This is a genomic window from Streptomyces sp. NPDC006332 (assembly GCF_040612855.1).
GTDB lineage: Bacteria > Actinomycetota > Actinomycetes > Streptomycetales > Streptomycetaceae > Streptomyces.
On record NZ_JBEXRA010000037.1, the window covers coordinates 34,471 to 60,277 of the forward strand.

At 69.6% G+C, this 25,807-nt stretch carries 17 protein-coding genes; 13 read left to right on the forward strand and 4 right to left on the reverse strand.

The annotated features are described in order from the left end of the window. Positions 1–561: 561 nt before the first annotated feature. Positions 562–2,868 carry a glycoside hydrolase family 3 N-terminal domain-containing protein gene (locus tag ABZ027_RS28635; RefSeq protein WP_356773330.1) on the reverse strand — a complete coding sequence of 769 codons (2,307 nt, stop codon included), beginning with the start codon at positions 2,866–2,868 and terminating at the stop codon, positions 562–564. 36 nt (positions 2,869–2,904) lie between these two features. Continuing rightward, a complete protein-coding gene (locus ABZ027_RS28640; protein WP_356773332.1) occupies positions 2,905–3,930 on the reverse strand; it encodes a LacI family DNA-binding transcriptional regulator in 1,026 nt (341 codons plus the stop codon). Between the two features lie 238 nt (positions 3,931–4,168). Between ABZ027_RS28640 and ABZ027_RS28645 the strand changes: the two genes are divergently transcribed. From ABZ027_RS28645 to ABZ027_RS28660, 4 genes are all read left to right on the forward strand, one after another. Further along, positions 4,169–5,488 carry an extracellular solute-binding protein gene (locus ABZ027_RS28645; protein ID WP_356773334.1) on the forward strand — a complete coding sequence of 440 codons (1,320 nt, stop codon included), beginning with the start codon at positions 4,169–4,171 and terminating at the stop codon, positions 5,486–5,488. Positions 5,489–5,538: 50 nt separating this feature from the next. Continuing rightward, positions 5,539–6,384 carry a sugar ABC transporter permease gene (locus tag ABZ027_RS28650; protein WP_356773422.1) on the forward strand — a complete coding sequence of 282 codons (846 nt, stop codon included), beginning with the start codon at positions 5,539–5,541 and terminating at the stop codon, positions 6,382–6,384. Beyond that, positions 6,384–7,286, forward strand: coding sequence for a carbohydrate ABC transporter permease (locus tag ABZ027_RS28655; RefSeq protein WP_356773335.1), 903 nt, complete (start codon positions 6,384–6,386; stop codon positions 7,284–7,286). Before ABZ027_RS28650 ends, ABZ027_RS28655 begins: the two co-directional genes overlap by 1 nt. Positions 7,287–8,100: 814 nt before the next feature. Beyond that, positions 8,101–11,301 (forward strand): family 78 glycoside hydrolase catalytic domain, encoded by a 3,201-nt coding sequence (locus tag ABZ027_RS28660; RefSeq protein WP_356773337.1) that lies wholly within the window; start codon positions 8,101–8,103, stop codon positions 11,299–11,301. Positions 11,302–11,771: 470 nt separating this feature from the next. Here the strand turns inward: ABZ027_RS28660 and ABZ027_RS28665 are convergent, their stop codons facing one another. After that, complete coding sequence (locus ABZ027_RS28665; protein WP_356773339.1) at positions 11,772–12,539, reverse strand: IclR family transcriptional regulator; 768 nt, start codon at positions 12,537–12,539, stop codon at positions 11,772–11,774. Between the two features lie 120 nt (positions 12,540–12,659). Between ABZ027_RS28665 and ABZ027_RS28670 the strand changes: the two genes are divergently transcribed. The 9 genes from ABZ027_RS28670 to ABZ027_RS28710 all read left to right on the forward strand — a co-directional run bounded on the left by ABZ027_RS28670 (position 12,660) and on the right by ABZ027_RS28710 (position 24,797). Further along, positions 12,660–13,736 (forward strand): cupin domain-containing protein, encoded by a 1,077-nt coding sequence (locus tag ABZ027_RS28670; protein WP_356773341.1) that lies wholly within the window; start codon positions 12,660–12,662, stop codon positions 13,734–13,736. Beyond that, complete coding sequence (locus ABZ027_RS28675) at positions 13,733–14,563, forward strand: fumarylacetoacetate hydrolase family protein (RefSeq protein ID WP_356773343.1); 831 nt, start codon at positions 13,733–13,735, stop codon at positions 14,561–14,563. The genes ABZ027_RS28670 and ABZ027_RS28675 overlap by 4 nt, the downstream gene beginning before the upstream one ends. Continuing rightward, a complete protein-coding gene (locus tag ABZ027_RS28680) occupies positions 14,560–15,285 on the forward strand; it encodes a maleylpyruvate isomerase family mycothiol-dependent enzyme (protein WP_356773345.1) in 726 nt (241 codons plus the stop codon). Before ABZ027_RS28675 ends, ABZ027_RS28680 begins: the two co-directional genes overlap by 4 nt. Positions 15,286–15,301: 16 nt before the next feature. Continuing rightward, on the forward strand, positions 15,302–16,855 hold the full coding sequence (locus ABZ027_RS28685) for an FAD-dependent monooxygenase (RefSeq protein WP_356773347.1): 1,554 nt from the start codon (positions 15,302–15,304) through the stop codon (positions 16,853–16,855). Beyond that, the gene (locus ABZ027_RS28690) at positions 16,852–18,909 is read left to right on the forward strand and encodes an acetate--CoA ligase family protein (RefSeq protein ID WP_356773349.1); all 2,058 of its coding nucleotides are present in this window, start codon (positions 16,852–16,854) and stop codon (positions 18,907–18,909) included. Before ABZ027_RS28685 ends, ABZ027_RS28690 begins: the two co-directional genes overlap by 4 nt. Next, positions 18,899–20,560, forward strand: coding sequence for a (2,3-dihydroxybenzoyl)adenylate synthase (locus tag ABZ027_RS28695; RefSeq protein WP_356773351.1), 1,662 nt, complete (start codon positions 18,899–18,901; stop codon positions 20,558–20,560). The genes ABZ027_RS28690 and ABZ027_RS28695 overlap by 11 nt, the downstream gene beginning before the upstream one ends. Positions 20,561–21,441: 881 nt before the next feature. Further along, positions 21,442–22,626: an amidohydrolase family protein gene (locus ABZ027_RS28700; protein WP_356773353.1), complete on the forward strand. Its 1,185-nt coding sequence runs from the start codon at positions 21,442–21,444 to the stop codon at positions 22,624–22,626. A gap of 313 nt (positions 22,627–22,939) precedes the next feature. Beyond that, the gene (locus tag ABZ027_RS28705; protein ID WP_356773355.1) at positions 22,940–23,644 is read left to right on the forward strand and encodes a response regulator transcription factor; all 705 of its coding nucleotides are present in this window, start codon (positions 22,940–22,942) and stop codon (positions 23,642–23,644) included. A 22-nt stretch (positions 23,645–23,666) separates the two neighbouring features. Continuing rightward, complete coding sequence (locus ABZ027_RS28710) at positions 23,667–24,797, forward strand: HAMP domain-containing sensor histidine kinase (protein ID WP_356773357.1); 1,131 nt, start codon at positions 23,667–23,669, stop codon at positions 24,795–24,797. 160 nt (positions 24,798–24,957) lie between these two features. On the opposite strand, the gene ABZ027_RS28715 is transcribed toward ABZ027_RS28710, so the two are convergent. Beyond that, on the reverse strand, positions 24,958–25,794 hold the full coding sequence (locus ABZ027_RS28715) for a hypothetical protein (protein WP_356773359.1): 837 nt from the start codon (positions 25,792–25,794) through the stop codon (positions 24,958–24,960). Positions 25,795–25,807: the final 13 nt, after the last annotated feature.

The following is a 25,807-nucleotide window of genomic DNA, read 5'->3' on the forward strand; positions in this document are numbered from 1 at the left end:
GGTGACGAGCTGTTCCATTCCCACGATGCGCATCCGCCGAGTCGGCAGTTACTAGCAGGGTCAGGATGTTGACGGAGCCACTTCGCCCGTCAGCTTCGCTTGGAACACGCCCAGGCGAGGGTCTGGACCGGTGTGGGGGTGAAGTGGGGGCGGCGTTGCAGACCAGGACGTCGAGGCGCCCCTCGGCCGCGGTGCGCCGCGGCAGGTCGACAGCCTGTGGGGCCGCCTGCTTCGCCCTGCAGGGCGAAGGGCCGCCGTCGGCGGCCTCGATGTCCTTGACGACCTGCTCGGCCGATTGACGGTCCGAGAAGCAGTTGACGGTCGTGCGATACCCACGGGTCGTGAGCGCCCACGAAGTCGCCGCGCCTATTCCCGGCCGCCGCCGCTCACCAGCGGCGTCGGCCTGGTCTTTGTGTTCACGTGTTCCTCGGCGTAGCGAAACGATGGGTGTTGCAACTAATACGTCCAAGCGGAGCGCTCCTTTCGCATCGTCCGGGTTCCGACCGCCCGAGACGTGGGGGTGAGCCCAGGTCCCGGGCGATCGGAGAGGGGATCGAGGGCTCAGCCGATACGCGCGGGCGTGTGCAGAACCCTCGCGTGTCCGACGCGGCGGGTCGGACCGGTGAGGTGAAGGGCGCCGGTGAGCCTGATGTCGGTGCTGGAGGTGCCGACCATGACGGTGATCTCGCCGGGTTCGACGATGCGGTGCAGGTCGGGTCCGGTGTAGGCGAGGCGGTCGGCGTGCAGACGGAAGGTGACCGCGCGCTGCTCGCCGGGGGCGAGGTGGAGGCGGGCGAAGCCAGTCAACTGGGTGACGGGGCGGGGGAGTTGGGCGATCGGATCCGCAGTGTAGAGCTGGACGACTTCGGAGCCGGGGAGGTCGCCGGTGTTGCGGACCAGGCAGCTGATCTCGACCTCGCCGTCGGTGAGAATCTCCTCGGCGCTCAGCGCGAACCCGTCGTAGGCGAAACTCGTGTAGGACAGTCCGTGCCCGAAGGGGTAGGCCGGGGTGGGGTCGAGGTTGCTCACGCCCTGGGTGTTGCCGCCGAGCGGGGCGTGCAAGTAAGTGCCGGGCTGGCCGCCCGCCGTCCGCGGGACCTGCACTGGCAGCTTGCCCGACGGGTTGATGCGCCCGGAGAGCACTCCGGCCAGGGCGGGGCCGCCCTCTTCGCCGGGGAAGAACGCCTGGACGACGGCGGCCGCGCGGTCGGCGTAGGCGCCGAGTGCGTACGGGCGGCCGGAGACGACGACAAGGACGACCGGGGTGCCGGTGGCGAGCAGGGCCTCGACGAGTTCGTCCTGGACGCCGGGCAGGGAGAGGTCCTCCGCGTCACAGCCCTCGCCTGAGGTGCCGAGGCCGAAGAGGGCGGCGCGGTCACCGACCACGGCGACGCAGACGTCCGCCTGCCGGGCCGCCGCCACCGCCGTGTCGAACCCGCTGTGGTCGATGGCCTTGACCGGGCAGCCCTGTTCGTACGCGATACGGATGCCGGGCAGCTCCGTCGCCAGCGCGTCCAGCAGGGTGCGGGCCTCGATGCCATTGTCGTGGCCCGGGTGATGGGGCAGGACGTGGTTGGGGAAGGAGTAGCAGCCGAAGAAGGCGTTGGCGTCGCCGGCGCACGGGCCGATGAGGGCGAGGGACCCGGTGTCCGGCGCCAGGGGGAGGTGTCCGTCCCGGTTGTCGAGTAGCGCGATGCCCTGCTCGGCCAGCTCGCTGGCGATGGCCCGGTGCGTCGGGGGGTCCAGGTCGATGGGGCCGTCCGCGGTGGTGTCCGGGTCGAAGCCGACGTCCAGCAGGCCCAGTTCGATCTTCTGGCGCAGCACGCGTCGTACGGCCCGGTCGACGAGGTCCTCGGAGACGGTGCCCTCACGGACGAGTTCGGCGAGGGGTTCGCCGTAGCAGAGGGTGTCGGGGAGTTCGACGTCGATGCCCGCGGCGAGGGCGCGGGCTCCGGCCTCGCCCTCGGTGGCGGCGATGCGGTGCATGGTGCGCAGGAAGGCGATGGACCAGTAGTCGGAGACGACCGTGCCCTCGAATCCCCACTCCTCGCGAAGCAGCCGGGTGAGCAGGGAGGGGTCGGCCCCGGCCGGCATCCCGTCCACGTCGGCGTACGAGTTCATGACCGAGCGGGCGCCGCCTTCACGTATCGCCGTCTCGAACGGCGGCAGGATCACGTCGGCGAACTCCCGCGGGCCCATGGAGACGGGCGCGTGGTTGCGGGCGCCCTTCGAGGCGGAGTAGCCGGCGAAGTGCTTGAGGGTGGCGACGATCCCGGCGCCCTCCAGGCCGCGCACATAGGCAGTCCCGATGGTGGCGACCAGGTAGGGGTCCTCGCCGAGGGTCTCCTCGACGCGCCCCCAGCGGTAGTCGCGTACGACGTCGAGGACGGGGGAGAGGCCCTGGTGGACGCCGACCTGGCGCATGCTCGTGCCGATGGCGTGGGCCATGCGTTCGACGAGGTCCGGATTGAAGCTGGCCGCCCAGGCGAGCGCGGTGGGGAAGACGCTGGCGTGGTGGGTGGTGAAGCCCGTCAGGCACTCCTCGTGGGCGATGGCGGGCAGGCCCAGTCGGGTGCTGTCCATCAACTCACGCTGCAGGGAGGCGAGTTGCCGTGCTCCCTCGCTCGGATCGACCGGCTTGGTGCCGAACGGGCGGGTGAGGTGGCCGAGTCCGTCCTTCCTGGCCTCGGTGAAGTTGGTGTGGCGGGCGAAGACGTCCTGCATCGGGGCGACGTTGCCGCTGACGCGTTCGACGCCGGGCCAGGCGCTGCCGAGCTGCGCGAGCTTCTCCTCCAGGGTCATCTCCGCGAGCAGGGCCTCGACCCTGTCGTCACGCGGGCAGGCCGGATCGGCCCAAGGTGTGGTCATGATGCGTTCCTCGGGGTGGTGTGGGGCGCGGCGGATTCAGGAGTGGGCGGGCGGCGGCGCGGTCGAGGCCCGCACCACCAACTGGGTGGCCAGCTCCACCCGGTGGCTGTCCAGGGGCTCGCCGGCGGCGAGGCGCAGCAGCGTGCGCAGCGCGGCACGGCCGATCTCGATGAACGGCTGCCGGACGGTGGTCAGGGCAGGGGCGGAGGTGCGGGCCGCGGCGGTGTCGTCGAAACCGACGACGCTGACGTCGTCCGGTACCCGCAGCCCGTGGACGCGGGCGGCCTCGATGACGCCGAACGCCTCCAGGTCGTTGCCGGCGAACACGGCGGTGGGCGGCTCGTCCAGGGCGAAGAGTTCCAGGGCGGCCTGGTAGGCGGGTTCGAACCGGAAGGCACCCCGCTTGATGAGGCGGGGGTCGGGCGTGAGGCCGGCCCCGGTGAGTGCGGCCTGGTAGCCGTGCAGGCGGGCGGTGTTGCAGACGGCGTCGTGCCGCCCCTCGATCATCGCGATCCGCCGGTGGCCGAGCTTCAGCAGGTGCTCGGTCGCCGCCATGCCGCCGCTGAAGTTCGTCGCGCCGATGCTCGGAATGCTCTCGTCCGGCACGTTCATCGGGTCGATCAGCACCACGGGGACGCCGTGGTGCGCGAACTGCGCCCGCTGCCGAGCGGTCAGCTCCGACGTCACCAGGATGACGCCCTCCCGCCCGGCGTTCGTGATCTTCCGGGCCCAGGCGGCGCCCAGCGGGTCGTCGGGCGCCGTACCGATGACGACATCGACTCCGGCCTCGGCCGCGGCCTCCGTCACACCCTGCGTGATCACGAGGTTGTTGGGGTTGACCAGCTCGTCGAAGGTCAGGTCGATCGTGCGCACCGGTGACTGCGCACCGCCCGGCCCGCGAGCCACGTAGTCGTGCTCGACCAGCAGCCTCTCGATGCGCGCCCGGGTCTCGGGCGAGACGTCACTGCGGCCGTTGACCACCTTGGAGACCGTGGCCACCGAGACCCCGGCCGTCTCGGCGATACCGGTCAGGGTTGTCCGCTCGACGGCTCTCTTCGCCATGCTGGTCCTTTCGCTGGTTTACGGGGAAGGTAGCGCAACCTTTCGCGAGGTTCCAGCGCTGGGGGAAGGCAAAAATTCCTCGACACCTATGTCTTGACCGGCGACAGCCCCGCGCCTAATTTGTCGGCCAGAAAACGCAGAGGTTTCGAAAAATTTCGAGCCGCGCTCTCCGCTCCGCATCCGACGAGCCAGACGAGCCGTCCCGCGCGATCGAACCTCTGACGAGCCGAAGGAGCTCATGATGACCCCGAGAATGCCCTCCCGTGTCCTGATCACCGCCTCGGCGGCAGCCCTGACCCTCACCCTCTCCGCCTGCGGCAGCAGCGGGCGCACCGCGGGCGGCGGCGGAGCCGGAACGCTGGCCTGGGCGCTGACCCAGGGCTCAGAGGCGACCTTCCGGGCCTCGGCCACGGAGTGGAACAAGGAACACCCGGACAGCGAGATCACCTACCAGTACTTCCAGAACGACCCCTACAAGCAGAAGCTGCGGACGGCTGTCGGTGCCGGCAACGGTCCCGTGCTCTTCGAGAACTGGGGCGGTGGCGGGCTGAAGAGCTACGTGGACGCGGGCAAGGTCGCCGAGCTCACCTCCGATCTCGACGCCAACCCCGAGTGGAAGAACCGCATCTTCCCCTCGGTGCTGAAGTCCGCGACCTTCGACGGCAAGGTCTACGGCGTTCCCGTCAACGGCGTGCAGCCCGTGGTGCTCTACTACAACAAGGAGCTGTTCGAGAAGGCCGGCGCCCAGCCGCCGAAGACCTGGGACGACCTGCTGGCCCTGGTGAAGAAGCTGAAGGCCGAGGGCATCGCCCCCATCTCCATGGGCGGCGCGTCCAAGTGGCCGGACCTGATGTGGCTGGAGTACCTCGTCGACCGCGTCGGCGGACCCGAGACCTTCGCGAACATCGCCGCCGGCAAGAAGGGCGCCTGGTCCGACCCGGCTGTCCTCAAGGCCGCGGAGATGATCAAGCAGCTGGTGGACGTCGGCGGCTTCGCCAAGGGCTTCACCTCCGTCTCCGCCGACACCGGCCAGGCCGAGGCCCAGCTGTACACCGGCAAGGCCGCGATGATCCTCCAGGGCAGCTGGGGGTACGGCAGCATCAACAGCGGCTCGCCGAAGTTCGTCTCCGAGGGCTACCTGGGCTGGACCGGCTTCCCGGCCGTCGCCGGCGGCAAGGGCGACGCGACGAACATCGTCGGCAACACGGCCAACTTCTTCTCCCTGTCCGCACAGGCGAGTGCCAAGGAGAAGAAGGCAGCGGTGTCGTACCTCAAGGACGGCGTCTACAACGACACCTACGTCGACAACCTCCTCAAGAACGGCGACGTGCCGCCGGTGAAGGACCTGGACACCAAGCTCAAGGCCACCGACAACGCCGACTGGACGACGTACGTCTACCAACTCGCCCGCGACGCCAAGAGCTTCCAGCTCTCCTGGGACCAGGCCCTCACCCCTGAACTCGGCAACGACCTGCTCACCCACCTCGACCAGCTCTTCCTCGGTCAGATCAGCCCGCAGCAGTTCTGCGCGCAGATGGACAGGGCGGCGGCGAAGTGAGCACCGCCAAGGTGTCCCCGTCGGCTCGGCAGGGCGGCCCGCCCTTCCTCATGGCCCTGCCCGCCCTGCTGCTCTTCGCCCTCTTCGCGCTCGTCCCGATGGCGATCGTCGTCTACCTCAGCTTCACCCGCTGGGACGGACTTGGCAGCCCGGCGTGGGCGGGAGCCGACAACTGGCGTACGGCACTGACCAGCGACGTCACCCGGCACGCCCTGTGGCTCACCACCAAGATGATGGTGTTCTCCTGGATCGTGCAGACCCCGATCAGCCTCCTGCTGGGCATCTTCGTGGCCGGCAAACAGCGCTACCGCGCCCTGCTCGCCGTCTTCTACTTCGTCCCGCTGCTGATCTCCACGGCCGCCATCGCCGTCATCTTCAAGAACCTGCTCGATCCCAACTTCGGCCTGGGCGCGGCTCTGGATCTGCCGATCCTCGGACAGGACTGGCTGGGTGACCCCCAACTGGCCTTCTACGCCGCCGTGTTCGTCATCGCCTGGCAGTTCGTGCCCTTCCACACGCTGCTCTACCAGGCCGGAGCCCGGCAGATCCCGGCATCCCTGTACGAGGCCGCCTCGATCGACGGCGCGGGCCGGCTCAAGCAGTTCTGGCACATCACCCTGCCCCAGCTGCGTTACACCATCGTCACGTCGTCGACGTTGATGGTCGTCGGCTCGCTCACCTACTTCGACCTCGTCTTCGTGCTCACCGGCGGCGGCCCCGGCTACGCCACCCGCATCCTGCCGCTCGACATGTACATCACCGGCTTCCAGAGCAACGAGATGGGCCTCGCCAGCGCCATCTCCGTGGTGCTCGTCCTGGCAGGACTTCTGCTCTCCCTCGCCCTTCTCCGGTTCTCCGGCTTCAGCCGGATGCGCAGCCAGCAGGCAGGAATGTGATGTCCGCGCTCTCCCACGCCCCGTCCACCGGCTCCTCGGCCCGCCCGACACCGACGACCGCGGGGACACCCGGCCGTCCGGCCCGGCTGCGCGGCACCAACCCCCTCGGCGCCCTGGGCGGTGTGCTCTGGCTGGTGGTCGTCCTCGTCCCGGTCTACTGGGTCGTCGTCACCAGCCTGCGCACCCGCGAGGGCTTCTTCGACGCCAACCCGCTCGCCCTGCCGACCAGCCCCACCCTGGACAACTACCGCCTGGTCCTCGACAGCGGCTTCACCCACTACCTCCTCAACAGCACCCTGGTCACCGTCGGTGCGACGCTGCTGACCCTAGCCGTGTCATTCCTTGCCGCGTACGCCATCGTCCGCGGCACCAGCCGCGCGCTGCGCTGGGCGTTCAGCGTCTTCCTGCTGGGACTCGCCATCCCGCTCCAGGCCACGATCATCCCGGTGTACTACCTGATCGCCAAGGCGCAGATGTACGACACCCTGCCCGCGATCGTGCTCCCCTCGGCGGCCTTCGCGATCCCGCTCACCGTGATCATCCTGGTCAACTTCCTGCGCGACATCCCCGACGAGTTGTACGAGTCCATGCGCGCGGACGGCGCCGGCCACTGGCGGATGCTCTGGAGCCTGGCCGTGCCGCTGTCCCGCCCCGCCCTGATCACGGTCACGATCTACGACGCCCTCAACGTCTGGAACGGCTTTCTCTTCCCGCTGATCCTCACTCAGAGCCCCGACAAACGGGTCCTGCCGCTGTTCGTGTGGAGCTTCCAGGGCGAGTTCACGATCAACGTCCCCGCGATCCTGGCCGCGGTCGTCCTGTCCACGCTGCCGATCCTCGCCCTCTACATCCTCGGCCGCCGCCAGCTGATCAGCGGGCTGACCGCCGGTTTCGGCAAGTGAAGGAGGGCCGTACGTGACGCCACCTGGCTGTACGGCACTGACCGGATCCGTCTCGACTGGTCACCACCACGCCCGGCGACGAGCGCCGTCCCCGTTGCGCCCTCGGTGCCGAAGGTCCGGTACCGGGCGGGCGAGCGCCGCACCTGATCATCCGGCGCGGCACCATCGACCTTGAGCCCGGCGATTTTCGTACGCATTCCACTCGGTACCTCCCACACCAGCGTGGTGGCCGAGCTCGGCGACTACGTAAGTCGCCTCACGGCGGGAGTTGCCCAGGTCGCCAAGACCTCTCGCACGGCCGAATCCTTCACAGCGAACGGCTCTCGAACCTCGATCTGTGGAGGCCCAACGACGACGATGCTTGCCGTACGATCCCACCACGCTCCGAAGTACTCGTGCTTGAGGACATCTCCGTCCTTGAGGCCGGTCCGCCCGACGTGGTCAGGACGGATTCGGCGGCGAGAGGCGTGGGGCGGTTTCCGTTCGGTTCAGCCTCCGGCCGTCGACGGTCCGCGCCGCTGAACACTCCCATTTCGCCGGTGCGTTCGGAGCCGGGCCGGTTCTTCACCTCGATGACGTGGACCAGTAACTGATCGGCAAGCGCTCGCGGGAATCACCCTTCATCGGCTTCGGGATCAGTGCAACTTCTTGACGTGTCCAACGTCACATGAGTACCGTCCTGGCAATTCACCCGACTTGAAACGATTCAATCCATGGGGTTGCCGTGCTCCGTAAACGCTCGCTCGCCTTTCACCTCCTCAGAGGCTTCGTTGTGTTGGCCGTCGTGGCAGGTGTGTCCACTCTGCGGGAGCCCGTGTCCTCCGCGGCATCGGCGCCGGACGCGCCGTTCACCGTGCAGGCGCTGACCGTCAACGGCCGGGTGAACCCGCTGGGCATCGGTGACGAGGAGCCCGTCCTCGGATGGCAGTTGGCGTCTTCCCGGCGGGCGGCGTCGCAGAGGGCCTACGAGGTCCAGGTCGGACACAGGCCGGGCTCGACGGACGTGTGGTCGTCCGGCAAGGTGGCGTCGGGCCGTCAGGTCGGCGTGCGGTACAGCGGGCCCGCCCTGAAGGCGGGCACCCGTTACCACTGGCGCGTTCGGGCCTGGGACGACAAGGGAGTCGCGAGTCCGTGGAGCGCGACCGCGTACTTCGAGACCGGCCTGCTGGCTTCGGCCGACTGGGGCGGCGCCCAGTGGATCACCCGCCCCGCGGCTCCGAGCGAGCTGGACAAGTGGACCGACTACACCGCCACGATCGAGTTCAAGCTCGACAGCAACGCCTTCGGCATGTTCCTGCGTGCCCCGGATGTGAGCAACGGGTACATGTGGCAGTTCAACGTCACGGGCCCGACCCCGATGCTGAGGCTGCACAAGCAGGTCAAGGGCAACTACACCGTGGTTGAGGAGGTGGATCTCGCGCCCTACGGCTTCACCGACGCGAGCCTCCTCGCCGACCGGCACACCGTCCGCTACGACGTGACGGGCACCACCATCAAGACGACCCTCGACGGCAAGCTGGTCAACACCTTCACCGACTCCACGTTCACGAAGGGTTACGTGGGTTTCCGCACCCACGCATGCTGTGGTGAACGCGGCACCGTCTACGGCGCCGTCGTGACCGGCGCCGACGGCGGCACGCTGCTGGACACCGACTTCGCGTCCGGTCGCAACCCGTTCACCGGTGGTGAGATCGTCGACTCCGCCCTCGTCGTGTCCGGCACCACGGACGCCCTCTACGCACCCGCGTCCCGGCCGCTGCCCCTGCTGCGCAAGGACTTCGCGACCAAGGTCGGCAAGAAGATCGCCTCCGCGCGCGTCTACGCGTCGGCACTCGGCCTGTACGAGCTGGAGATCAACGGCAAGCCGGTCGGCGACCAGGTGCTCGCCCCGGGCTGGACGAACTACGAAAAGCGCATCCAGTCCCAGACCTACGACGTGACGCAGCTGATCGACAGCGGCGACAACGTCATCGGCGGATCCCTGGCGGACGGGTGGTGGGCCGGCAAGGTCGGGCTCGGCTGGACCCACCAGTACGGCGACACCCCCGCTCTCGTGGCGAAGATGCGCATCACCTACACCGACGGCTCCGTCCAGTGGATCGCCACGGACGGTTCATGGAAGGCGTCGGACGGGCCCTTCGTGAAGGCCGACCTGCAGGACGGCGAGACGTATGACGCGCGTCTGGAGCCTTCGGGCTGGAGCCGGCCAGGATTCGACGACGCGCAGTGGGAGCCCGCCGCGAGCCTGGACTCGCGGACCGCACTCCTGGTCCCGCAGAGCGACGAGCCGGTGCGCCGGACCCAGGTGCTCCAGGCCCGGAAGATGACCGAGCCCACCGCCGGGACCTACGTCTACGACCTCGGTCAGAACATGGTCGGCGTGTCACGGCTGAAGCTGACCGGCTCCGTCGGCCAGACAGTCAGGATCCGCTACGCGGAGGTGCTCAACAAGAACGGCACCCTCTACACCGACAACTTCCGCAGCGCCAAGGTCACCGACCGCTACACCTTCGCCGAGACCGGAACGGTCACCTACGAACCCACCTTCACCCAGCACGGGTTCCGCTACATCGAGATCACCGGGGCGAACCAGCCTCCCGCGCTCTCCGACGTCAGGGGAGTCGTGTGGGGATCCGACCTCCCCACCACCGGCACGCTGAAGACCTCGGACAGCATGCTCAACCAGCTGGTGAGCAACATCTCCTGGAGCCAGCGGGGCAACTTCCTCTCCATCCCCACCGACACCCCGGCCCGCGACGAACGTCTGGGATGGACGGGAGACATCAGCCTGTTCGCGCCGACGGCCAACTACCTGGTCGACACTCGCGCGTTCCTGTCCCACTGGATGGCGGACGTACGCAACTCCCAGTACGCCAACGGCGACCTGCCGGCGGTCGTACCGACCCCTCAGGGCCAGTTCGGCGACAGCGGTGTCGGGTGGTCCGACGTGATGATCACCGTGCCGTACTCCGTGTGGCGCTCGTACGACGACACCCGCATCCTGCGGGAGAACTACCCCGCCATGCAGAAGTTCTTCCAGTTCGTGCGCACCAGCGCCGGACCGGACCTCCTTGAGCCCGGCCGCACCACCTTCTTCACCAACGACTGGCTGAACCTGGACGACCCGACCGAGCAGGGCATCCTGGGCACGGCCTACTACGCCGAGAACGCCCGCATGATGGCGGAGATGGCCAATGCCCTGGGCGATGACGCGGCGGCGTCCGACTACGGCAAGCTCTCCGCCGACATCCGCGACGCCTTCACCAAGGCCTATGTCGCAGCCGACGGCACCGTCAAGGGCAACTCCCAGACCGGGTACGCGATGGCCCTGGCCATGAACTTGGTCTCGGATCCGGCGCTGGTCGACAAGGTCGGTGAGAAGTTCGTGGCCAAACTGGCGCTCACCGACTACCACCTGCGGACCGGCTTCATCGGCACGCCGCTGCTGCTGCCCGCGCTGAGCAGGATCGGCCGGGACGACCTGGCCTACAAGATGCTGCTGCACAAGGACTACCCGTCCTGGGGCTACGAGGTCGCCAACGGTGCCACCACCATGTGGGAGCGCTGGAACTCCATCATGCCCAACGGCGACTTCGGCCCTGTCGACATGAACTCCTTCAACCACTATGCCTACGGCGCCGTGGGTGACTGGATGTTCCAGAACATCGGCGGCATCTCCGCGCTCGAACCCGGCTACAAGCGCTCCAGGATCGCCCCGGTGCCGGGCGGAAATCTGACGGAAGGCACCGGAAGCCTCACCACCGTCTACGGCAGCCTGTCCTCGCGGTGGAGCACCAGCAACGGCGCCCTCCATCTGAAGGTCAAGGTCCCGGTCAACACCGTCGCGGAGGTCCACATACCGGCGACGAGCCGGTCGGCTGTGACCGAGGGCGGCCGACCGGCCGAGAAGGCCAAGGGCCTCCGGTTCCTCAGGATGGAGAACGAAGCTGCGGTGTTCGAGGTCGGCTCGGGAACCTACGATTTCGCCGCAGACACCCTGGCAGGCCTCTCGTAGAGGGGCTGCCCGGCTTCACGGTTCCGGTCACGATCAGTGACCGGAACCGTGATTGCTGCTGGCGGCATTCTCCTGTCCTTCCCGGCGGCAGGGGAGCGTTGCTCCACTATGTCAGCACCTGGCGTGGGCACGGTCTCGGTCGCGACGAAGCTCGACGGAACATCACCGCCGCTGCGGGCCCAGCCGGCTGTGCCTCGTCGCCCATCTGCGGTCATCGGGCCGGGCTCGTCATCACGCAGGGCCCGGCGGCCGGTTGGTGGGTCGGCCGAGTCCGGTCTCGTAGGCGCAGACGACTCCGAGTTGCTCAGCCCTGTCAGTCGGTCCAGCCGGGCGGCGGAGATCAGCTCGGCCGGGGGAGGTACCTCAGTGGGAAGCCGCTCGCTCCGGCGCGCAGCATTCTGTGGCTGTACTCGTCGATGCGGGGTCGTAGGTACGGTGTGCGGTTCCCTGCGGGATGACGGCGCCGGCGTTCACAGACTCTGACCGATCTCCCGCACGGCTGCCAGCAAGGGTCGGGACAACTCCGCCAGGCTCGCGCGCGTGCACCGGACCGACGGAGCCGCGACCGCCACGGCGGCCACGGCGGTGCCCGTGCGGTCGCGCACGCATGCGCCGACGGCGTGCACGCCGCGCTCGCTCTCCTGCAGGTTGATCGCGTAGCCGGCCCGCCGTACGGACACCAGCTCGTTGAACAGGCGCTCCACGTCGTCGGAAGCGTCGGCTCGCTCGCCGGGGAGCCCGTTGGGGTAGAGGGCTCGCAGTCGGTCCGCCGGCAGCGCGGCGAGCAGGGCCTTGCCGCCCGAGGTCACATGCGCGGGCAGCAGGGTGCCGGTGCGGTAGCTGACGCGCAGCGCCTGGGGGCCCTCCACGCCGTCCAGGAAGCGGGCCGCGTTGCCTTCGAGCACCATCAGGTGGGTCGTCTCGCGGACGCCGTCCGCCAGCCGTTGCAGGTGAGGACGGGCGATGGTGATCAGGTCCGGGGGAGGGGCCGTCTGGCTTCCCCTGATCGCCTGGAGAGCCGGGCCCGGCCGGTAGACCTTGTGGCGGTCCTGCGCCGCGAATCCCTCGAAGACGAGCATCGCCAGGATCCGGTGCGCGGTCGAGCGCGCGACACCGAGCCGGTCCGCGACGTCCATCACCCGCAGCTCGTCGAGCTCGTGCAGCAGCCGTACGACGCGCAGGGCGTTGCCGGCGGCGCTCACCGGATACGACGGACCGGGCGCTACTGAATTCTCCATAGCGGAATCCTACCCTTCAAGGATTCCGATGAGGGGAAACATCGGCGTAGCGTCAGGAAACAGCGCCGCAGGATGCGCGCTTGTTACGGCGGTCGCCGAACACACGACGTGGAGGTTTCCGTGACCGATACCACCAGCGAACAGACCGAGCGCAAGCTGCTCGACGAGCTGTACGCGGACTTCGAGGACGCGGGTCTGATCCCGCTGTGGACCCAGGTGGACGGCCTGATGCCGATGTCGCCGCAGCCCGCCGCGGTGCCGCACCTGTGGCGGTGGGCGGAGCTGCTGCCCATCGCACAGCGCTCGGGAGAGCTCGTGCCGGTGGGTCGTGGCGGCGAGCGCCGTGCCATGGCCCTGTCCAACCCCGGACTTCCGGGCCTTCCTTACGCCACTCCGACCCTGTGGACCGCGATCCAGTACCTGGGCCCGCGCGAGGTCGCCCCCTCGCACCGGCACAGCCAGGGAGCCTTCCGGTTCGTGCTCGAAGGCGAAGGCGTGTGGACCAATGTCGACGGGGACGCGGTGGCGATGCGGCGCGGTGACCTGCTGCTCACGCCGAGCTGGGCCTTCCACGAGCACCAGAACGTCACCGACGAGCCGATGGCCTGGCTCGATGGTCTCGACATCCCGCTCGTCTCCAAACTCGACGGCGGCTTCTTCGAGTTCGGCCCGGATGAGCTGTCCACCCGCGAAACCCCCGAGCGATCGCGCGGCGAACGGCTGTGGGGACAGCCCGGACTGCGCCCGATCAGTCGGCCCGACCAGCCCAACTCCCCGCTCAACGCCTACCGCTGGGAACACACCGACGCCGCCCTGACCGCCCAGCTGGAACTGGAGGAGGAAGGCGTTCCCGGCGTGATCGAGCCCGGGCACGCCGGGATCCGCTTCTCCAACCCCACCACCGGCAGGGACGCCCTGGTCACGATGCGCACCGAGATGCGCCGACTGCGGGCCGGTACCCAGACCGTCCCGGTACGAACCGTCGGCTCCGCGGTCTGGCAGGTGTTCGAGGGCGAGGCGGTCGCCCGCGTCGGCGACAAGGTCTTCGAGATCGCCAAGGGGGACCTGTTCGTCGTCCCGTCCTGGTGCGAGGTCTCGCTGTCGGCCCGTACCCAGGTCGACCTGTTCCGTTTCAGCGACGAGCCCGTCTACGAGGCCCTGGGCCTCGCCCGTACCTCCCGAGGAGAACACAAGTGAAGCTCGCCACCATCCGGGTCAACGGCACCACGCGCGCCGTCCGCGTCGACGAGGACAAGGCCGTGGACCTCGGCGAGAACGACCTGGTGGCCTTCCTGCGCCACACCGACTGGGCTGCGCGCGCCGCGGACGCCGACGGTGAGACGTACGAAGGCGCCCTGGACTACGCCCCCGTGGTCGTCGCGCCGGAGAAGGTCGTATGCGTCGGCCTCAACTACCGCACCCACATACTGGAGATGGGCCGCGAACTCCCCTCGCACCCCACACTCTTCTCCAAGTTCGCGCGAGCGCTGGTCGGCGCCTACGACGACGTGACCCTGCCGGCCTCCTCCACACAGATGGACTGGGAGGCCGAACTGGGCGTCGTCATCGGTGCCGAGGTCCGGCACGCCGACACGGAGCAGGCGCGGGCCGCGATCGCCGGGTACACCGTGCTCAACGACGTCACCGCCCGCGACTGGCAGTACCGCACCACTCAGTGGGACCAGGGCAAGACCTTCGAGGCCACCACTCCCATCGGACCCTGGCTGGTCACGGCCGACGACCCCGCGGCGTCCGCCCAGGGCCTGAGCCTGACCTGTGAGGTCGACGGCGACACGGTCCAGAAGGCCGACACGGGCGACCTCGTCTTCGACCCGGCCACTCTCGTCGCGTACCTGTCCGAGATCGTCACGCTGGTGCCCGGCGACGTCATCGCCACCGGTACTCCGGGCGGGGTCGGCCACGCCCGCAAGCCCGCCCGCTATCTGCAGGACGGTACGCGCCTCGTCACCCGGATCGAGGGCATCGGCGAGACCCGCAACACCTGCCGCCGGGAGACTCGGTGAGCCAACGCCCGGCAGTGATGCTGGAGCAGGCGGCCAAGGGCACGGCGGCCTTCGAAGCCGCCGTGCACCGGCTGACCGGCCCGGGATTCACCAGGGCCTCTTACCTGCCGGGCTGGAGCAGGGCCCACCTCGTCGCCCATGTCGCCCGCAACGCCGACGCGCTCGTCAACCTGCTGATCTGGGCGCGGACCGGTGTCGAGACGCCCATGTACGCCAGTGGCGACCAGCGGGCGCGTGAGATAGAGGAGGGCGCCCGGCGGCCGGCCGCGGAACTACGGGCAGCACTGCTCGCGGCCGACGGCCGTCTTGCCGCGGAACTCGCCGCACTGCCCGCAGAGTGCTGGGCGGCGACGGTCCGCACCGCGCGAGGGCGTGAGGTGCCCGCCTCCCAGGTGGCCTGGATGCGGGTGCGTGAGGTGTGGGTTCACGCCGTCGACCTGGACATCGACACCACCTTCGACGATGTGCCGCACGAGGTGTGCGACGCGCTCCTCGACGACGTGACCGCCTCCTTCCTGGCCCGCCCCGACTGTCCTCCCGTCGAACTGCGGGCCGAGGACGCCGACCGCACCTGGCTCCTGGGAGCGCCCGGCGGCGCGGAGCCGGTCGTGGTGAGCGGTGACCTGACCAGACTGGCCGCCTACGCGACCGGGCGTCCCGTGCCCGGCCCCCTGCACCCCGCCGACGGCGGTTCCGTACCCCAACTGCCCGCGTGGCTGTGAGCGCGAAGGAAAGATCATGAAAGTTGCCTGCATCGGTGCGGGACCCGGAGGGCTGTTCTTCGCCACACTGCTGAAACGGAGCCTGCCCGGAGCCGAGGTCGTGGTGTTCGAACGCAACCGCCCCGACGACACGTTCGGCTTCGGGGTGGTCTTCTCCGACGCCACCCTCGACGCCATCGACGCCGCCGACCCCGTCCTCAGCGAGGCACTGGACAAGCACGGCAGGCACTGGGACGACATCGAGGTGCGGGTACACGGCGCCCGGGAACGCGTCGGAGGCATGGGCATGGCGGCGGTCGTACGCAAGACGCTGCTGAGCCTGCTGCAGGAACGGGCCCGCGCCGAGGGCGTCCAGATGCGCTTCCAGCACGAGGTCCGCGATCCCGCCGAACTGGACGACTTCGACCTGGTCGTCGTCTGTGACGGCGCCAACAGCCGCTTCCGCACCCTGTTCGCCGACGACTTCGGACCGACCGCCGAGGTGGCGAGCGCGAAGTTCATCTGGTTCGGCACCACCTACATGTTCGACGGGCTCACCTTCGTCCACCAGGACGGCCCCCACGGTGTCTTCGCCGCCCACGCCTATCCCATCAGCGACTCGCTGAGCACTTTCATCGTCGAGACCGACGCCGACTCCTGGGCCAGGGCCGGACTCGACGCCTTCGATCCGTCGACCCCGCCGGGCGTGAGCGACGAGAAGACCAAGAGCTACCTGGAAGACCTCTTCCGCGAACAGATCGACGGACATCCGCTGGTCGGCAACAACTCCCGCTGGGCCAACTTCGCCACCCGCAAAGCCAGTTCGTGGCGCAGCGGGAAGTGGGTACTGCTGGGCGACGCGGCGCACACCGCCCACTTCTCCGTCGGGTCCGGCACCAAGATGGCCATGGAGGACGCCGTCGCCCTCGCCGAAGCCCTGGGAGAGGCCCCGCACAGTGTGCCGGAGGCACTGGAGGCCTACGAGTCGCGCCGCCGACCCAAGGTCGAGAGGATCCAGAACTCGGCGCGGCCCAGCCTGTCCTGGTGGGAGCACTTCGGCCGCTACGTCCGTACGCTCGACGACCCGACACAGTTCGCCTTCCACTTCCTCACCCGCAGCATCCCGCGCGGCAAACTCGCCGTGCGCGACACGGCGTACGTGGACCGCGTCGACGGATGGTGGCGGCAACGCCACGAGACACCGCCCTTGGAGACACCGTTCCGTGGCGGGCCTTTCCGGCTTCCCTCACGCCGTGTCACGGCCGGCGACGATCTCCTGACCGGGGCCGACGGCACAGCGATCCCGATGCTCCCCTTCAGCGGTGAGCCGTCGAGCGCGGGCGTGTGGATCGACGCCCCGGACAACGAGGAGGGAATGCCGCTCGCCCTCGACCAGGTGCGGGAGGCGGCAGAGGCAGGCGGCCCGCTCATCGGCGTACGCGGCGGTACGACGCTGACCCGTGTGCTCGTCGCCGAGGAGGCCAGGCTCGCGCACGGCCTGCCCGCCGCGGTCATCGGCCCCTACGACGGCGACACCGCGACCACGCTCCTGCTGTCCGGCCGGGCCGACCTCGTCGGAGGCGTCAAGTGACCGCCCTGGAACCGCTGTTCGCACCCCGAGCCATCGCCGTGCTCGGTGCCTCCGCCACGCCCGGAAAGCTCGGCGCGGCGATGACCGACTCCCTCGCCTCGTTCCCCGGACCGGTGCTGAAGGTCAACGCCGGCCGGCCTGATCCCGACCGGGGCTTCTTCCCGACCGTCGCCGAGGCCGCCGCGGCCCACGGCATTGCACCCGATCTGGTGGTGACCTGTATCCCGGCCGCCGCCACCGCCGGAGCCGTCCGCGACGCGGTCGGCGCGGGAGCCCGTGCCGCCCTGGTGTGCGCGGGCGGTTTCGCCGAAGCGGGCGGCGACGGTGCGCTGCACCAACAGGCCCTGGCCGAGGTGGTGCGGGACACCGGCATCCGTGTCCTCGGACCGAACACCTCGGGCTTCCTCGCCCCCCACCGGCGGCTCACCGCCAGTTTCGTCCCGGGTGTGGGCGACCTGGAACCGGGTCCGGTTGCGGTAGTGGCTGCCAGCGGCGGGGTGAACCACGCGCTGGCCTTCGCCCTCGCCGAGGCCGGCGTCGGCCTGCGCCTCGGCGTCGGCCTCGGCAACAGTCTGGACGTCACCCAGGCCGACGTTCTGAACCACCTCGCCGAGGACGACGGCGTGCGCGCCGTCGCCCTGCACGTGGAGACCGCCGCGGAAGGCCGCCGCCTCACCGAGGCGGTACGGCGCCTGACCGATCGTGTCCCCGTGGTGGCCCTGGTCGTGGGCCGAAGCGACATCGGCGACTTCGCCCGCTCCCACACCGGCGCCCTGGCCACCTCATGGCGCGTGACCAGGACGGCCCTGCGCCAGGCTGGAGCCGTCCTCGTCGACGACGAACGCGACCTCGTGGACGCCGTCACCGCGCTCAGCCGCGTACGGCTCCCGGCCAACCCACGCCCGGGCATCGGCCTGGTCACCGCCCAGGCTGGACCCGGACTGCTGCTCACGGACGACCTGCGCTCCCACGGCATCCAGGTCCCGCCCCTGGTCGAACGGACGGTGAAGGAGCTGCGCGAGCTGCTCCCGGCCCTCACCTACCTGAACAACCCCGTCGACACCGGCCGCCCCTCGCCCGCGCTCACGCAGGTCGTGGAGCGGGTCTCGGAGGATCCCGGCATTGACGTCACCGCCGTGTACGGGCTGCTGGAACCCACCGCCGTGGACCTCCCGGCCGTGCTGGCCGCCGCCCGCACGGCCACCCCGCTCGTCGCCGTCGTCGGCGGACCCGTGGAGCAGGCACGGCGGACCCGCCGAGAACTCGGCGAAGCCGGCATTCCCTGCGCGGCCACACCGGCCTCCGGATCGGTCATGGTGCGTGCCCTCGTCGAGGACGCGGCTGCCCGCACCCGGCTGGACGCCGTCGTCACTGCCTCCGAGGCTCTCACCCTGCCCCCGCTGGGCCCGGTCGACGAGCACACCGCCAAGGACGTCCTCGCGGACCTGGGCGTCCGTACGCCCGCACGGCGCGTGTGCGCCGACCCCGCCGCGGCGCACGCGGCCCTCGACGAGCTCGGCGGACCGGTCGTCGTGAAGATCCTCGACGCGGAAATCCTGCACAAGACGGAGGTCGGCGGGGTCCAGGTCGGGATCCGCACGCACGAGGAGCTCGACGAAGCCCTCGCCCGTATGCCCACGAGCCCCGCGCTGCTGGTCGAACAGATGGCCCCCGCGGGACCCGAACTCATCGTCGGCGTACGCCGCGACCCGGTCTTCGGCCCCGTGCTGGCTCTCGGCGCCGGGGGAACAGCCGCCGAAATCCTGGGCGACGTCTCCCTGCGCCTCGCGCCCCTGTCCGCGAACGAGGCGCACGCCATGCTCGACGAACTCGCCACCCGAGCGATGTTTCTCGGCGCGCGGGGCGCCACCCCGGTCGACCGCGCGCGACTCACCCACGTGCTGCAGGCTTTGGCCTCCCTCGCCGCCGACGACGCCGTGACCGAGTGCGAGATCAACCCTTTGCGCGTCCTGCCCGACGGCGACGTCGTCGCGCTCGACGCTGTACTGCTGCTGCGTGACCCCCGGGATCAAGGAGGATCCAATGACGCGTGAGGGATTCGTGCCCTGGCCCAAGGAGGCGGCCCACCGCTACCGCGAGGCCGGGTACTGGCGTGGCAGGCCGCTCGGCTCGTACCTCCACGAATGGGCCGAGACCTACGGCGACACAGTGGCCATCGTGGACGGCGACACACGACTGACGTACCGCCAACTCGTCGACAGGGCAGATGGATTGGCATGCCGCCTGCTGGACAACGGTCTCAACACAGGTGACGCGATGCTCGTCCAGCTGCCCAACGGCTGGGAGTTCGTCACCCTCACCCTTGCCTGTCTGCGGGCCGGAATCGCTCCCGTGATGGCGATGCCCGCCCACCGCGGTCACGAACTGCGCTACCTGGCCGCGCACGCTGAGGTCACCTCGATCGCCGTACCGGACCGACTCGGCGACTTCGACCACCAGGCCCTGGGCCGGGAGGTCGCCGAAGACACCCCGAGCGTACGGCTGTTGCTCGTCGCGGGTGGCACGGCCGGCACCGACGCCACGGACCTGCGCGCCCTGGCCGAACCGGCCGACGACCCGGTCGCCGCACGGGCCCGGCTCGACCGGATCGCCCCGGACAGCGGCGACATCGCCGTCTTCCTGCTCTCCGGCGGCACGACCGGACTGCCGAAGCTCATCACCCGCACCCATGACGACTACGAGTACAACGCGCGCCGCAGCGCCGAGGTCTGCGGCCTCGACTCCGACACCGTCTACCTGGTGGCACTGCCCGCCGGACACAACTTCCCCCTGGCCTGCCCCGGCATCCTGGGCACCCTCATGAACGGCGGCCGGGTCGTCCTGGCCCGCACCCCGGAACCCGGCAAGGTGCTGCCCCTGATGGCCGCCGAGGGTGTGACGGCCACCGCCGCCGTGCCGGCCGTCGTCCAGCGCTGGATCGACGCGGTGGCCTCCGGCCGCCACCCCGCCCCGCCCGCACTACGACTGCTGCAGGTGGGTGGCGCCCGCCTCGCGCCGGAGGTCGCCCGCCGCGCCGAACCCGTGCTCGGCGGCACCCTCCAGCAGGTGTTCGGCATGGCGGAGGGACTGCTGAACTACACGCGCCCCGACGACCCCGACACCATCAAGATCGAGACACAGGGACGCCCCATGTGCGTCGACGACGAGATCCTCATCGTCGACGCCTCCGACAACCCCGTCCCGCCCGGCGAGATGGGCGCCCTCCTCACCCGCGGCCCGTACACCCCCCGCGGCTACTACCGGGCCGCCGAGCACAACGCCCGTGCGTTCACCCCCGACGGCTGGTACCGCACCGGCGACGTCGTCCGGCTGCACCCGTCGGGCAATCTCGTCGTCGAAGGACGGGACAAGGACCTCATCAACCGGGGCGGCGAGAAGATCTCCGCCGAGGAGGTCGAGAACCTCATCTACCGCCTGCCCGGTGTCGCCCGCGTCGCGGCCGTCGCGAAGGCCGACCCCGACCTGGGGGAGCGGGTGTGCGCGGTCGTGGTCGTCGAGCCGGGGACCCACTTGAGCCTCGAGTCGGTCCGTGCCGCCCTCACCGCGATGCAGGTGGCGCGATACAAGCTCCCCGAAGACCTGCTGGTCGTGGACGAGTTGCCGCTGACGAAGGTCGGCAAGATCGACAAGAAGCGTCTGCGGGACGCCGTCCGTGGCAAGGCGGGCTCCGTCGAGGCGGTGTGACGGCGCTCGCCGCCGTGGAGGGTGGGCCGATGACGTCGAGGTGACGCTCCCACTTCCCGAGAGGGAGGCGGGCGGCTTTACCGGCTCTCTGGCGGTACCTGGAAAAACAGCTCCAGGTACCGCCTTTCCGTCGGCCCGTCCCGGCCGTCGGACCAGAAGCGGGACGCGCCCCCGCCTGGTGAGCAGCGACATGCGTCCTCGCGTAGCTTTTCTCTGCGCGGACCAGGCCGAGCACTTCGAGAACCGGCTGGTCGGTCAGAGGAGGCAGTTCGGTGTCATCGGCGCGAGCCGCTGGCTGCCCCCCTGCCGAGCGCTCCTCGGTTGGCCGAGCCGGTGCGGTCGGCCGCCGACAGAAGCGAGGCCCTGCACCGGTACGAGGAGAGTCCCGCAGGCGCGGGCCAATCGGGCGGTCGGCTTCATGGAAGCTTCATGTACTCAGTGCTACGTGCTTTATGGGGCGGCTGTTGTCTGGCGGTCATGCACGTATTCCTCGTCCCGCCGATAGACAGTGTTGATCACCCTGCTGTGTGGCACCTGACCACGGCAGGGTGCACCGCGCTGTCCGGTTCCGATGCGATGCGCCACCCGGCAGCCACGTGGCGGGGCGAGCCCGCGAGCGACGCCGCCGACCCTGCCGGCGCTGCCCCCGCACGCGTGAGCGCCGCAGGATCGAGCTCTTCGGCGGTGTCCGGCCCGGCCGAGGACGACTGATCCGCTCGCGTCCCCCGATCGGCCTGGACCGTCGCCCGCTCGCCCAGGGAGACGGCGGTCTTCAGGTCGGGGGAGAGCACCGCAGTCCCGCGCAGGTCCAGCACGGCCCGGCGCCGTGACGCGCGCACATACGACCTGACTTGCACCCAGAACGAAGAGGAGAACCGGATATGAAGCATCGACGGAACATCTCGCGTCGAAGGATGATCGAAGGGGCATCGGCCGCGGCGCTCGTCACGGCGGCTGCGGCCACGGTGCCCGCTGCCATGGCCAGTCAGGAGTCGGCACCGTCCGGTCCGGGACTGCCGAAGGGCAACTGGCGTATCGACACCCACGCGCACTACAGCCCCGACGTGTACAACGACTACCTGAAGCGCTACGGCCTCCTCGGCGCGATCACCGGGGCGTACGGTCCCTGGTCGGTCGAGCGGCACCTGGCCTTCATGGACCAGTACCGGATCCAGGCCAGCGTCCTGTCGTTCGGCGACCTCCAGGTCACCGTCGGCCCGGTCGACGACCGGCGCGCCACCGCCCGCGCGGTCAACAACTGGGCCCGCGACCTCGTGCAGAGCCGCGGTGACCGGTTCGGGATCTTCGCGGTCACCCCAATGCCCGACATCGAGGGCTCGGTGGCCGAGGTGGATCGCGCGCTCGGCGAACTGGACCTCGACGGGATCTGCCTGCTCACCAACTACAAGGGCGTGTACCTGGGGGATCCTTCCTTCAAGCCTCTGTACGAGATCCTCAACGACCGCCATGCCTACGTCTATGTCCACCCGACGGGTCCGGAGAACAACCCGGCTCCCAAGCTCTGCTTCGGCCCCGACATCCCGGCCGGCAACAACGTCTTCGAGTACAACTTCGACGCGACCCGTGCGATGACGAGCCTGATCTACAACGGTGTCCTGCGGGACTACCCGAACATCCGCTGGCACTTCACGCACTGCGGCGGGGCACTGCCGTTCCTGGCCTTCCGGCTCGCGACCCGGCACTCGGCCTTCCCGCCGTTCAACGAGGTGCTGCCGGAAGGGCCTCTCAAGTACATCAAGCGGATGTTCTTCGACAACGCACAGGCGTTCACCGCCGCGCAGTTGGAGCCGCTGTCGTCGCTGGTGCCCGACGACCACATCATGTTCGGCAGTGACTGGCCGGCGACCCGCCACCTCTACGCGGCCGACAACGTCGAGACGATGCCCTTCCTCAAGGGCAGCCTGCCGAATCTCAAGGCAGGCGACCCCGAACCGACCGTCGACGAGATTTACAGCCGGCGCCAGCGGATCGCGCTCGAACGGACCAACGCGCTTGAGCAGTTCCCGAAGCTGAAGGCGCGTATACGCCGCGCCGGTTCGCGCTGAACCGCGCTCCCACCGCGGCCCACCCTGCCGCTGCTCCGCCGAGGGGCGCGGCCGGGGACCTGCGTAAAATGCCGGGGCCGGTTGACGGGGGAGGCCCGTGGGACGGAGCGGGGTGCGGTGGAAGGTCAGCCGACGCACCGTGATCCATTTCCCCGCGCTGGTCCTGTCAAGCGGAGACCAGCCCGCACCCCGTCGCCGGCCGCGACGGACACCGTACGCTGGCCGCATTCGAGGCCCTCTGCCTTGATGCTGCCGGTCACCCCGCGGCCAAAGCGGCCGTCCCCCTCCCACCTCGGCGATGGAAGCGAGCACGATGAGTACGCAGCGGGTTCTGGTCGTCGATGACGAGCCCAAGATCCGCATGACCGTGCGCGGCTACCTGGAGGCGGACGGATTCCACGTCATCGAAGCCGCGGACGGGCCGTCCGCCCTGCAGGCGGTCACCCGCGACCGGCCGGACCTCGTGGTGCTCGACGTGATGCTTCCGGGCCTGGACGGATTCCAGGTCCTGCGCCGCATCCGGGAGGCGAGTCAGATCCCGGTGATCATGCTCACCGCCCGGGACGAGGAGGTCGACCGGCTGATCGGCTTCACCACCGGCAGCGACGACTACGTCACCAAGCCGTTCAGCCCCCGCGAACTGGCACTGCGCGTGCGCGCCATCCTGCGGCGCACCGACCACCGGTCGGAGGCGGACCCCGAGGACGGGGTGCTGCGCTTCGAGGGACTGACGGTCGATCCCGAGACACGGACCGTCGTGCTCGATGCCGACCGGACGGTGGAGCTTTCCGCCCTCGACTTTGATCTCCTGTTCGCGATGGCCCGTTCCCCCGGGCGGGTCTTCACCCGGCGCGGTCTGCTGGCCCAGGTGTGGGGCGATGACTTCTTCGGTGACGAGCGCGTCGTGGACGTGCACATCCGCACTCTGCGGCGCGCGCTGGGCGACGACGCGGGCGCACCCCGGTTCGTGGGGACCGTCCGCACCATCGGCTACCGGTTCATCGGGCGCCCTGCCTAGCGGCCAGGAAGGACACCGACGCATGCCTGCCTCCCGCTTTTCGGCCTACCACAGGTCTCGTGCGCGGCTGCGCCGAATCAAGGAGCGTCTGTCGCTGCGCAACCGGCTGGTGCTCTCGCACGTCATGGTGCTGCTCCTGGCACTGGCGGCCATGGCGGCGATCAGCGCGCTGATCGAGGTGTGGCTCGGTTTTGACGACATCGAAGGCGACGTGGTCCTGCAGGTCGGCCTTCTGTTCGGAGGGGCCGCGGCTTTCTCGGCGTCCGTCGCCCTGTCCCGGTTTCTGCTGCGTCCGCTCGACAGGGTGCGCGCCGCCACGCGTCGACTGGCCGAGGGACACTACGACGATGTCCTCGAACTTCCCAGTGAGCCGGACCTGGCAGCGCTGGTCCAAGACGTCAACAAGCTGGCGGCCGCCCTCGCCGACACCGAGCGCCGCCGCGCCCGGCTGATCTCTGAGGTCGCCCACGAGATGCGCACCCCGATCACCATTCTTCGCGGCCAGATCGAGGGCATCGCCGACGGCATCTTCACCCCCGACGAGGCGATGTTCGCCTCCCTCGCCGATGACCTCGACCGACTGCAGCGCCTTGCCGGTGATCTCTCCAGCTTGTCACGCTCGGAGGAGGGCGCCTTCGACCTCCACCGCAAGTCCACCGACGTGGCCATGCTGGCTCGGAGCACAGCCGAGCGACTGCGCCCCCAGTACGACGACCAGGAGGTCACCCTCATCGTTGAAGCAGGCGGACCCGTCGTCGCCTTCTGCGACCCGGACCGGATCACGCAGGTCCTGGTGAACCAGCTCGGCAACGCACTGGCCGCGTCCGATCCGCACGGGCAAGTGGCGCTGTCCGTGCACGCTGAACCGTCGCCCGGGCACCACGTGATCGTCCGCGTTATGGACGACGGCATCGGCATCGCTGAACACGACCTCGAGCGCATCTTCCACCGCTTCGAACGCCTCGAACATCCCGGCAGACCCGCTGCCGCCGGCGGCAGCGGCATCGGACTGACCATCGCCCGCGGCATCGCCCGGGCTCACGGCGGAGACATCACCGCGGCATCCGACGGGCTGGGCAAGGGAGCAACGTTCACCTTGCGGCTACCGCAGGCAGGCGTCCCCGGAACCGGCCGGACTCCGGCCTCCAGCTGACTCCATCGATTCCCCCGAGCGGCGGTGATGAGCAGGGCGCGGTCGCGAACGGCACCGAGCCATGCGCGTCCCGCAGGACCCCGGTCGGCGACGCCCGGATCACGTGGGCAATGGGGGCCACGACCACGAGCGGCGCCCGCCGGTCCCGCACTTCCCCTGCTCAGGCGTTCGGCGTCCCGGTGGGAGAGGCGACACGCTGGGCGTCGACACTCTCGATCGAATCCTGCACGTCGGGGCGCTTGATCGCGAGATAGGCGACCAGGACCACGAACAGCACGAGCCCTCCGAAGGTGACCGCGCCTGACCCGAGGCCGATACCACCGCCCCCTTCACCGCCGTCGTGGACTGGCTTGAGGAGCCAGTCGGCCACCGAGGCACCCAGCGGCCGGGTGAGGACGTATGCCGCCCAGAAAGCCGTCACCGAATGGAGGGTTCCGCGGCGGTGGAGGACCCACGGAACCACGATGGCGACGCCGAACAACGCCATCGAGCCCACAAAGCCGAGTCCCAGGGTGCTGGCTGTCAGGTCACCCGCCGCGGTGCCCAGAGCGAAGCTGCACATGACGGTCAGCCAGTAGAAGGTCTCCCGGCGCCGCGTCGTGATGCTGTGAACCGAGAGCGTCCCTTCTGACCGGTACCAGAGTGCGAGTACGGCAGCGGTGGCAGCGGCGTAGCCGGCGGCCACGAGCGGCAGAGGTACGCCCACGACGAAGGCCACGATGTCGGCTTCGGCGGTGCCGAACACGGCGACGCCCAGGACCGCGGTCCAATACGGGACCGCTCGGTACCGGGAGGTCCGGAACTGCCACACGAAAGCCCCGACGACCGTGACAGCGGCAACGATCAGCGTGATCCAGTGCCCGCCCAGAAACATAAAGTCCGAGGCCGACTCCCCCAGACCGGTCGTGAGCAACTTGGCGACCCAGAAGATCGCGGTGAGCGCGGGAACCTTGGCGTAGGGGTATCCGGTACGGCGCGCCTGGCTGGCCTCAGTCATGAACGCCCCCGGG